The organism is Rheinheimera soli (genome assembly GCF_021290985.1).
GTDB classification, from domain to species: Bacteria; Pseudomonadota; Gammaproteobacteria; order Enterobacterales; family Alteromonadaceae; genus Pararheinheimera; species Pararheinheimera soli.
Genome location: NZ_JAJOYU010000090.1, coordinates 1 through 1,115 on the forward strand (window position 1 = coordinate 1; position 1,115 = coordinate 1,115).

The following is a 1,115-nucleotide window of genomic DNA, read 5'->3' on the forward strand; positions in this document are numbered from 1 at the left end:
AAGGGAACTCAATGCGGTTTGCGCGATCAGATCAGTCGCCAAACAAACCAAACCCACAAACGCATTGAGTATGAACAGGATAGCATTTTTATATGGCGCGGAAACCCGCCGATTGAAGAAGATTATTCATAAAACACGAGATAGAGACCTTTGCCGCCGTGCGAGTGCCGTCTTGCTGGTGTTGAAAGGTAAAACCAAGTCAGAGGTTGCGAGCCTACTGCAAGCTGGCCGGTCATCGCTTAACCGCTGGTTGAAATGGTATGACGTTGCCGGTGTTGATGGTCTAAAAACTAAAGGCGTTGGTCGCCCCGTTAGGCAGAATCGGGATTTTATCTGTGGCGTGCTGAAAATTTTGCTGAAGTACACGCCAAGGACGCTTGGATATCAGCGTTCACGCTGGAGTACTGAGTTGTTTGCGCTGTTACTGAACAAGTTATGCAACATTCAGATCCACAGTTCAACAATCAGACGCTGGTTGCCCAAAGCAGGAATTGTCTGGCGGCGAGCTGCGCCAACGCTTTATATCCAAGACCCGGATAAAAAGGAGAAACTGGCGGCTATCCGGGAGGCGCTGGCAGATAACAGTGTTGACCACCCGGTGTTTTACCAGGATGAAGTGGATATCCATCTGAATCCTAAAATCGGTGCAGATTGGGGGCATCGTGGCGAGCAGCGTAAGGTAGCAACACCAGGACAGAACAAGAAACATTATCTGGCGGGAGCATTACACGGCCAGACAGGGCAAATCGTTTATGTAGGTGGCGAGCGCAAGACCAGTGACTTATTTATTGAATTGCAGGAAAAGCTTAAAGGTCAGTATCGTCGGGCTAAGAGCATTCGGTTAATCGTGGATAATTACATCATCCACAAGAGCAAGAAAACCCAGAAGTGGCTGAGCGACAACCCAAAGTTCAAATTACTGTTCTTGCCGGTTTATAGCCCATGGCATAACAAAATTGAAAAACTGTGGCATGCCCTGCACGAGACGATAACCCGGAATCATCAGTGCAAAAACATGGATGATTTACTGGTGCAGGTTTACTACTTTATGGACACTGCCGCACCGTTTCCGGGCGGAAAGCATGGATTGAAGCAGGTGTATCACAATTAGGATC

General features: G+C 48.2%; 1 protein-coding gene. It reads left to right on the plus strand.

The annotated features are described in order from the left end of the window. The first annotated feature begins 70 nt into the window (after positions 1-70). On the plus strand, positions 71-1,111 hold the full coding sequence (locus LSG37_RS21120; RefSeq protein WP_233081981.1) for an IS630 family transposase: 1,041 nt from the start codon (positions 71-73) through the stop codon (positions 1,109-1,111). Positions 1,112-1,115: the final 4 nt, after the last annotated feature.